General features: G+C 65.8%; 7 protein-coding genes. 3 read left to right on the top strand and 4 right to left on the bottom strand.

The features are described from left to right. From LK12_RS21670 to LK12_RS21660, 3 genes are all read left to right on the top strand, one after another. On the top strand, positions 1–337 hold a 337-nt coding region (locus LK12_RS21670; protein WP_039289502.1), incomplete at its 5' end, for an electron transfer flavoprotein subunit beta/FixA family protein. Beyond that, positions 337–1,266, top strand: coding sequence for an electron transfer flavoprotein subunit alpha/FixB family protein (locus tag LK12_RS21665; protein ID WP_039289499.1), 930 nt, complete (start codon positions 337–339; stop codon positions 1,264–1,266). The genes LK12_RS21670 and LK12_RS21665, both read left to right, overlap by 1 nt. 113 nt (positions 1,267–1,379) lie before the next feature. After that, complete coding sequence (locus tag LK12_RS21660; RefSeq protein ID WP_052223669.1) at positions 1,380–1,916, top strand: nuclear transport factor 2 family protein; 537 nt, start codon at positions 1,380–1,382, stop codon at positions 1,914–1,916. A 16-nt stretch (positions 1,917–1,932) separates the two neighbouring features. Here LK12_RS21660 and LK12_RS21655 read toward each other — a convergent pair whose 3' ends face one another. The 4 genes from LK12_RS21655 to LK12_RS21640 all read right to left on the bottom strand — a co-directional run bounded on the left by LK12_RS21655 (position 1,933) and on the right by LK12_RS21640 (position 8,414). Further along, on the bottom strand, positions 1,933–2,475 hold the full coding sequence (locus tag LK12_RS21655) for a GNAT family N-acetyltransferase (protein ID WP_039289494.1): 543 nt from the start codon (positions 2,473–2,475) through the stop codon (positions 1,933–1,935). Then, on the bottom strand, positions 2,472–3,692 hold the full coding sequence (locus LK12_RS21650; RefSeq protein ID WP_039289492.1) for a DUF445 domain-containing protein: 1,221 nt from the start codon (positions 3,690–3,692) through the stop codon (positions 2,472–2,474). Before LK12_RS21650 ends, LK12_RS21655 begins: the two co-directional genes overlap by 4 nt. Positions 3,693–3,772: 80 nt before the next feature. After that, positions 3,773–7,207 (bottom strand): efflux RND transporter permease subunit, encoded by a 3,435-nt coding sequence (locus LK12_RS21645; RefSeq protein ID WP_039289489.1) that lies wholly within the window; start codon positions 7,205–7,207, stop codon positions 3,773–3,775. A 7-nt stretch (positions 7,208–7,214) separates the two neighbouring features. After that, positions 7,215–8,414 carry an efflux RND transporter periplasmic adaptor subunit gene (locus LK12_RS21640; RefSeq protein WP_039289731.1) on the bottom strand — a complete coding sequence of 400 codons (1,200 nt, stop codon included), beginning with the start codon at positions 8,412–8,414 and terminating at the stop codon, positions 7,215–7,217. Positions 8,415–8,516 lie beyond the last annotated feature (102 nt).

Below are 8,516 nucleotides of genomic sequence, written 5' to 3'. Positions count from 1 at the left end.
CCCGCAGGGCACTTTCGCCAGCAAGGTCGAGATCGACGGTGACAGCGTTTCGGTCACCCGCGAGGTCGACGGCGGTCTCGAGACCGTGAAGCTCGCCATGCCGGCGATCGTCACCACCGACCTGCGCCTCAACGAGCCGCGCTACGCTTCGCTGCCCAACATCATGAAGGCGAAGAAGAAGCCGCTCGATACCAAGGCCCCCGCCGATTACGGCGTCGAAACCGCGCCGCGCCTCAAGACCCTCAAGGTCTCCGAGCCGCCGGTGCGCCAGGCCGGCATCAAGGTCGAGGACGTTGACGCCCTCGTCGCCAAGCTCAAGGAAATGGGAGTCGCCTGATGAAGACGCTCGTTTGGGTCGAACACGACAACGCGTCCCTCAAGGACGCCACTCTCGCCACCGTCACCGCCGCTTCGAAGCTCGGTGAGGTACACCTGCTGGTCGCCGGTTCGGGCTGCCGCGCCGTGGCGGACGCCGCCGCGCAGATCGCCGGCGTGGGCAAGGTTCACCTCGCCGACGATGCCGCCTACGAACACGGTCTGGCCGAAAACGTCGCGCCGCTGATCGCCGATCTCATGGGCCATCACGACGCGTTCCTCGCGCCGGCAACGACCACCGGCAAGAACATCGCGCCGCGCGTCGCCGCATTGCTCGACGTCATGCAGATCTCGGACATCATCTCGGTCGAGGGCGAAAAGACCTTCACCCGTCCGATCTATGCCGGCAACGCGATCGCCACCGTCGAATCGAGCGATGCCAAGCTGGTGATCACAGTGCGCGGTACCGCGTTCGAAAAGGCAGCCGCCAGCGGCGGTTCAGCCACGGTCGAGGATGTCGCCGGTGCGGGTGACGCGGGTCTGTCCAGCTTCGTCGGCGCCGAAATCGCCGAGAGCGAGCGTCCGGAACTGACCAGCGCGAAGATCATCGTGTCGGGGGGGCGCGCCCTCAAGGACGGCCCGACCTTCGAAGAGTACATCATGCCGCTCGCCGACAAGCTCGGCGCGGGCGTCGGCGCCAGTCGCGCCGCAGTGGACGCAGGCTACGTGCCCAACGACTACCAGGTCGGCCAGACCGGCAAGATCGTCGCCCCGGAAGTCTACATCGCCATCGGCATCTCGGGCGCGATCCAGCACCTTGCCGGCATGAAGGACTCCAAGACCATCATCGCCATCAACAAGGACGAGGACGCCCCGATCTTCCAGGTCGCCGACATCGGCCTCGTCGCCGACCTCTTCAACGCCGTGCCGGAGCTTACCAGCAAGCTCTGAGGCGTAGCGACAGACGAGAAAAACGAGAACCCCGGAAGGCATCCTTCCGGGGTTTTTGCTTGGCCTGCGGATGGGGGCGGCATAGCTTTCCCGAAAACGAACGGGAGGACGCGATGGACGCGCCTGATGCCCAGCGCCTGCAGGAACTCTGGGACCACCACGAGATTCGGCAGCTGCTGGCGACCTATTGCCACGGCTGCGACCGGGCGGACGAAGCCGAGATGGCCTCGGTCTACTGCGAGGAGAGCTGGGACGATCACGGGCCGGACAAGTGCGATGGCAAGCGGTTCGCGAATCTCATCCTGGAAAAGGCCCGCCGCACCACCAAGGTGGTCAGTCATCTGCTGGGGCAGTCCCTGGTGCGGATCACCGGTGATACCGCCGCTGCCGAGACCTATTTCGTCGCCACGTTGATTGCCGAGACCGCAGACGGCGAACGCATGACCCAACTTGGCGGCCGCTATGTGGACAGCCTGAATCGGGAAAGCGGCGCCTGGCGCATCAAGGAACGCCTCTGCGTCCGCGACTGGTCGAGCACCGGCCCGATCGATCCGGGATACCTGGCCGGCGCAGGCTTCATTGAGGGCGCGCGTGGCGTCGGCGACGTATCATGGCGTAAACTCGGCCTGCACGTGAGCGAGACGCGCTGAACGCCGAGGCTCGGGATCAGGTCTCGCCGGGCAGACGCTCATAGAGATTGAGGACCGTGCGTTCGCCGGTCTCTTCGCGATGGCTGTCGTAGCGCACGAAGCCCAGCGCGTCGGCCAGGCGTTCCGATGCGGTATTGCCGTCCTCGATCATGCAAGCGACGCGCTGCTTGCCCCACGTCTCGTCGAACCAGGGCAGCACCGTGCGCATGATCTCGCCCGCAACGCCCCGGCCCCACCAGTCCTGCCGCACGATCCAGCCGGCTTCGGCTACGTCATCCATCCCCTTGCCGAAGCCGCGCCAAGAACGGAACACGCCGCAACTGGCGACGATCTGCGGCTCGCCGGGGCAGCGGACATAGAAGACGCCGTAGCCATAGAGCATCCAGCTTCCGGCATTGCGCAGCAGGCGTTCGAACTGCGACATTGGATCGGGCCGCGCGGGTCCCAGAAAGCGCGTCATGTCCTCGCCTTCCAGCAGCCGGACAAGGTCCTGGAGGTCGCCCGAAACGGGCTTCCACAGTTCGAAGCGTTCGGTTTTCAGAAAGGGGCCGTCGGTCATAGCAGGCGATCTACCGTGTGGATGGCGACACCGACAAGGCCGCCGACGACGGTGCCGTTGATGCGGATGAACTGGAGGTCGCGGCCGACGGCACCCTCGATACGGTCCGAGACAGTCTTGGCGTCCCAGCGCTTCACCGTCTCCGAGACCAGCCGAACGATCTCGGAGCCATAGCGGGAGGCGACGCCCACCAGGGTACGGCGGGCGAAGCGATTGACGAGAGTCTGAAGGCGCGGGTCCTCCCCGAGCGCCCTGCCCAGCTGGCCGATGGATTCGCCGAGGCTGCCGGCCAGCGCCCTGTCCGGGTTGCGCACGGCGCGCAGCAATGCTTCGCGTCCCCGTTCCCACATGGCATCCATCCAAGCGGCAATCGCCGGGTTTTCCAGCAGCTCGAGCTTGATCCGCTCCGCCTTCCGGCGCGTCGCGGGATCGTTGCGCAGGTCATCCGCCAGCCTGGTGAGCGCCTCGTCGATCTTGGCGCGCAGCGGATGGTCGGGCTGGACGATGACTTCGGCGAGCAGGCGGTAGGTCCCGTCGAGCACGCCGTTGGCCAGCCGTTCGTCGAGACCGGTCCAGCGCATGATGGTGTTGGCCCGCTGGTGAATCATCTCGCGGATCATCGGCTCGTTTGCCTCGACCGTTTCCCCGATCTTGCGCAGGAGGCTTTCCAGCACGGGCAGATGGCGCTTGTCGGCTATGGCGTTGTCCAGCATCTGCCCCAGCAGGGATGCGACGTCTACCTTCTCGACCTGACGGCGCAGACCGGCCTTGACCATGCCGCCCATCTGGTCGGGGTCGAGCGATTCCAGGACGTCGGCCAACAGCCCCGCAGCGCCCTCGCGCAGCCGCGACTGGTCGCCTTGCCGAGGCTCGGCAAGCAAGGCGCCGGCACTCGCCGCGAGGTTGAAACCCTGCAGGCGCCGGGCGACGACCTGGGGCGTCAGGAAATTGTCGCGCAGGAAATTCGCCATCGAATCGGCGATCCGGTCCTTGTTGACCGGGATGATCGCGGTGTGCGGTATCGGCAGGCCGAGGGGGCGCCGGAACAGCGCGGTCACGGCAAACCAGTCGGCCAGACCGCCAACCATCGCCGCCTCGGTAAAGGCGATCGCGTAGCCCAGGGGGCCGCTCCAGGCCGGATACGATGTGGCCAGCTGGCGAAACGCGATGAACGCGGCTGCCATGACGAGCAAAAGCGCAGTGGCAAACAGCCGCATCCGCCTGGCCCGGTCCGGTGAAGGCAATTGCGATAACGCGACCCTGTTGCGCCGGCCTGGCTGCAATGACTTCCTTCCGTCTATTCCGCCGGAAGCGCGCCGTCGCCGTGTTCGCCGCGATGCGCTTCCTCAGCGTGGTGAGGTTCGAAGGTCAGCAGCGCCTTGCGCAGGCGCGGACCGATCCGCTTTTCGAAACCATCGGCAAGGCTAAAGGCTGCAGGAACGATGACCAGCGTCAACAGCGTGGAAAGCAGCAGCCCGCCGATCACCGTGATGCCCATCGGTGCGCGCCAGGCGGCGTCGCCCGAAATCGAGATCGCGGTAGGCACCATGCCTGCGGTCATCGCCACGGTGGTCATCACGATCGGCTGGGCACGCTTGTGTCCCGCGTCGATGATGGCATGCGTCTTGTCCACGCCCTTGCCCATCTCCTCGATGGCGAAGTCGATCAGCAGGATCGAGTTCTTGGCGACGATGCCGAGCAGCATGAGAATGCCGATATAGACCGGCATCGACACCGGCTGACCGACGATGGTCAGGGCCAGCAGCCCCCCCAGCGGCGCCAATAGCAGGGAAGCCATGTTCACGAGCGGCGAAACGAAGCGCTTGTAGAGTAGCACCAGCACGGCGAAGACCAGGAAGATGCCGCTGACCACCGCGACGGCGAAGCTGGCAATCATCTCGCCCTGCCACTTGTCCTCGCCGACCGGAGCGTTGGAGACGCCCGTCGGCAGGTTCTGCATGATCGGCAGGTTCTGGATCTGCTCCATGATCGGGCCCTTGACCTGCCCTTCGCCCAGGTCGGCGCCCACGAAGATGCGGCGTGCCTGATTGTAGCGCTGGATCTGCGTCGGGCCGGCGCCGAAACGGATCTCGGCCACGCGCTTGAGCGGCACCGAGCCGCCGTTGGCGGTGGGCACGGCAAGGTTCTCGATGGTCGAGAAATCACGGCGCGAGGACCGGCCGAGCATGACCCGGATCGGCACCTGGCGATCGCTGAGCGAGAACTTGGCCGCGTTCTGGTCGATTTCGCCCAGCGTCGCGATACGGATCGTCTGGCTGAGCGCGGCGGTGGTCACGCCGAGTTGCGCGGCGAGATCGAGGCGCGGCACGATGACGAGCTCGGGCTGCTGCAGGTCGGCGGCAATGCGCGGCGCGACGATGCCCGGGATCGTGCGCATCTGCTCGACCAGCGTCTGCGCGGTGCTGTTGAGCAGTTCGCTGTCGCTGCCGGAAAGCATGACCGAAATGTCGCGACCGCTTCCGAAACCGCCCGATTGCGATGCGAAGCTGACACGGGCATCGGCGATCTTCTGGAGTTGCGGGGCAAGCCGCCGCTCGAACTCGACGCTGGTGATCCCGCGCTCGTCGGCCGGCTTGAGGGAGACGTACAGGGTGGCCTTGCCTTCGCGGCTGGCCTCGAGCACCTGGCGCACCTCGGGCTGTGACTCGAGCAGATGCGTGGCCTTGTCGGATACCGCCACGGTCTGCTCGAGCGTCGTGCCGGGGACCATCTCGATGTTGACCTGGCTGAAATCGTCGTTGGCGTTGGGCTGGAACTGCTGTGGCAGGCCGGCCAGCAAGGCGAACGTCAGCACCAGGGCATAGATGCCGGCACAGAAGGCATAGAAGCGGTGGTCGTGCATCCGCGCGGCGATGCGGTCGGAAAAGTAGCGATACCAGGTGCCGAACATCCCGAACGCGCCGGCAATGGCCCGCAAGGCCCTGCCCAGCAGGTATATGGCGAGCGGGATGCCCACCGGAGCAATCGCCGCCGCAAGGACAAAGGCGGCGCTTTCCAGGCCGAGAGCCTCGAGACCCTTCTGAATGACCATGAATATGCCGCTGGCGATGGCCATGCCGACCGCAAGGATAGCCACGATCAGCAAGGTCGCCGCGAAGTAGTACCACCAGCGCGCCGGGGCCTTTTCCAGAGCGGCCTTGCGCCGGTGCGCCTCGCTGCTGTCGAGCGTCCAGGCCAGGACCTTCATGTAGATGTCCATGGCCTTGCCGCCGCCATGTTCGGCGTGGCCGTGGGCCTTGAGGAAGTATGCGGCCACCATCGGGGTGATGAGACGCGCGACGGCAAGGCTCATCAGGACCGCCGCGACGACGGTGAGGCCGAATGCCTTGAAGAACTGGCCGGGAATGCCGGGCATCAGGCCGACCGGCAGGAACACCGCGACGATCGAGAAGGTCGTCGCGACGACTGCCAGGCCGATCTCGTCGGCAGCGTCGATCGAGGCCTGGTAGGCGCTCTTGCCCATGCGCATGTGTCTGACGATGTTCTCGATCTCGACGATGGCATCGTCGACGAGCACACCCGCCACGAGGCTGAGCGCAAGCAGCGACAGGAAGTTCAGCGTGAAGCCGAGCAGGTCCATGAACCAGAAGGTCGGGATGGCCGACAGCGGGATCGCGATGGCCGAAATGAACGTGGCCCGCCAGTCGCGCAGGAACAGGTAGACGATCACGATCGCCAGCACCGCGCCTTCCACCAGCGCTTCCATCGAGGTGCTGTACTGTTCCTTGGTGTAATCGACCGGAGCGAACAGCCGCGTGATGTGGATGTTCGGATTGTCCTTCTCGATCCGGTTCAGCTTATCCATCGCCGCATCGTAGACGGTGACGTCGGAGGCCCCGAGTGCACGGCGGAAGCTGAAGGTGACGACCTCGCGCCCGTTCAGCTTGGCGATCCGGGTCTGCTCGGAATAGCCGTCGTAGACCCGGGCAATGTCGGACAGCTTGATCTGCCGGCCACCGCCCAGGTTGATGCGCGTCTGCGAGAGGTCGTAGGCGTTCTCGGCATTGCCCAGGACGCGTACGGACTGGCGCGACCCGGCGATTTCCGCCTGGCCGCCGGCGGCATCGGTGTTGATCTGGCGCAGCGCAACGTTGACGTCGCGGGCCGTGACGCCGAGCGCCTGCATGCGATCGGGATCGACGACGACGCGGATCTCGCGGTCGACGCCGCCGTTTCGGTTAACCTCGGCAAGGCCTTCGACCGAGAGCAGGGACTTGGCGATGGTGTCGTCGATGAACCAGCTGAGCTGCTCCATCGTCATGTCGTCCGCGCTGACTGCGAAGTAGGCCAGCGCATCACCGCCGCCTTCGATCTTCGTCACCTGCGGCTCGAGAATGCCGTCGGGCAGGTCGCTGCGGATCTGGTCGACCGCGTTCTTGACCTGGTTGGTCGCGACATCTGGATTGGTGCCGACCGAGAAGAACACCAGTGTGGTGGAACTGCCTTCGGACGCGGTCGACTGGATTTCCTCGACCCCGGGGACCGACCGGGCCGCGCTCTCGATCTTCTGGGTGACCTGCGTCTCGATCTCGGTCGGCGCCGCACCGGGCTGCGATACGCGCACGATCACGCCGGGAAATTCGATATCCGGCATGTTGTTGACGTCCATCCGGCCGAACGAGACGAGGCCGGCGATCACCACGCCGATGAAGAACACGATCGGGATGATCGGGTTGCGGATCGACCATGCGGAGATATTGCGCAGGCTCATGCGCGCCTCACTTGTCGCCGGAGACGAGCTTGGTCTTGACCTTGTCGCCGTCGTTGAGGAAGCCGCCGGCGCGCAACACGATCTTCTCCGACCCGCTCAGGCCCGATGTCACTGCAATGCCATTCGCCGTGACCAGTCCGGTCTCCACCGGCTGGCGATGCACCGTGCCCTTGTCGTCGACGGTGTAGACGAACGATCCCTTGGTATCGTTCTGGATCGCGGATTCGGGGAGCATCGGCGCCACGACCGTGCCGCTGCTGATCTTCACGCTGGCAAAACCGCCCGGGCGCAGCGCCGGATCGTATCCAAGCGCAATGCGGGCAGTGCCCTGCCGGGTATCGGGGTCGATCACGGGCGAGATCTGCCAGACCTGCCCGGTGAAGGTCTTGTCGGTACCTACCGGGGTCACTTCGGCGGTCACGCCGACCGAGATGGCGGCGAGATCGTCTTCGCTCAGTTCGGCGAGCAGCTCCATCTCGCCGCCCTTGGCGATGCGGAACAGCACCCCGCTGCCGCCGCCGACGACCTGCCCCGGCTCGACATTGCGGGTAAGCACGAGGCCGGCTTCGGGCGCGACGATGTTGAGACGCGCGGTCTGGGCCTGCAACTGACGCAGCGTGGCCCTGGCCACCTGCACGCGCGCCACCGCGGCATCACGCGTCGCGGTCAGCCTGTCGACATCGGCTTTCGATATGAAACCGCGATCCACGAGCTGCAGGGCGCGGTCGAGATTGGACTGCGCCAGACGGGCATCCGCCTCGGCGACCTTGACCTGCGCGGCCTGGCTTTGGACCTGCTGCGACTGCACCGAGCGGTCGACCACGGCAAGGACCTGTCCCTCCTTCACCCAGTCCCCCGGCTCGACGAGCACCGACCGCACTTCGCCGCCCTCGCCGACCGAACCGACCGGCATCGCCCGGCGTGCCGCCAGCGTGCCGGTGGCGTTGATCTCTCCGGCAATGGTCTTGGTGCCCGGGACGATGGCGGTAACGACGGGTATCTGGCCTGCCGCATCGGCAGTCACTTCCTCGTCTCCCCCCCGGTGCAGGAGGAACCAGATGCCGATCATCGCCGCCACGGCAAGGCCGACGACGATCCAGATCCGGCGCTTGGAGGCGCGCTCCTGATCGAGATCCGCGTCCAGCGGATTCTGGTTGGCCGAGACCATGTCGCTCTCTTCGGCTTCAATCTTGGGTTCGTAGTTCATCCAGTCACCGCAGCGGCCGAAGCCTCCCCACAAGGCCCTCTCGACCTTTCCCTTGCTGCAAGGCCGACCGTTCGCAGGCGAGACGGTCTGCACGTGCGGCAG

Source organism: Novosphingobium malaysiense (assembly GCF_000802225.1).
Taxonomy (GTDB): Bacteria; Pseudomonadota; Alphaproteobacteria; order Sphingomonadales; family Sphingomonadaceae; genus Novosphingobium; species Novosphingobium malaysiense.
This window is presented reverse-complemented; position numbering and strand designations above follow the sequence as displayed.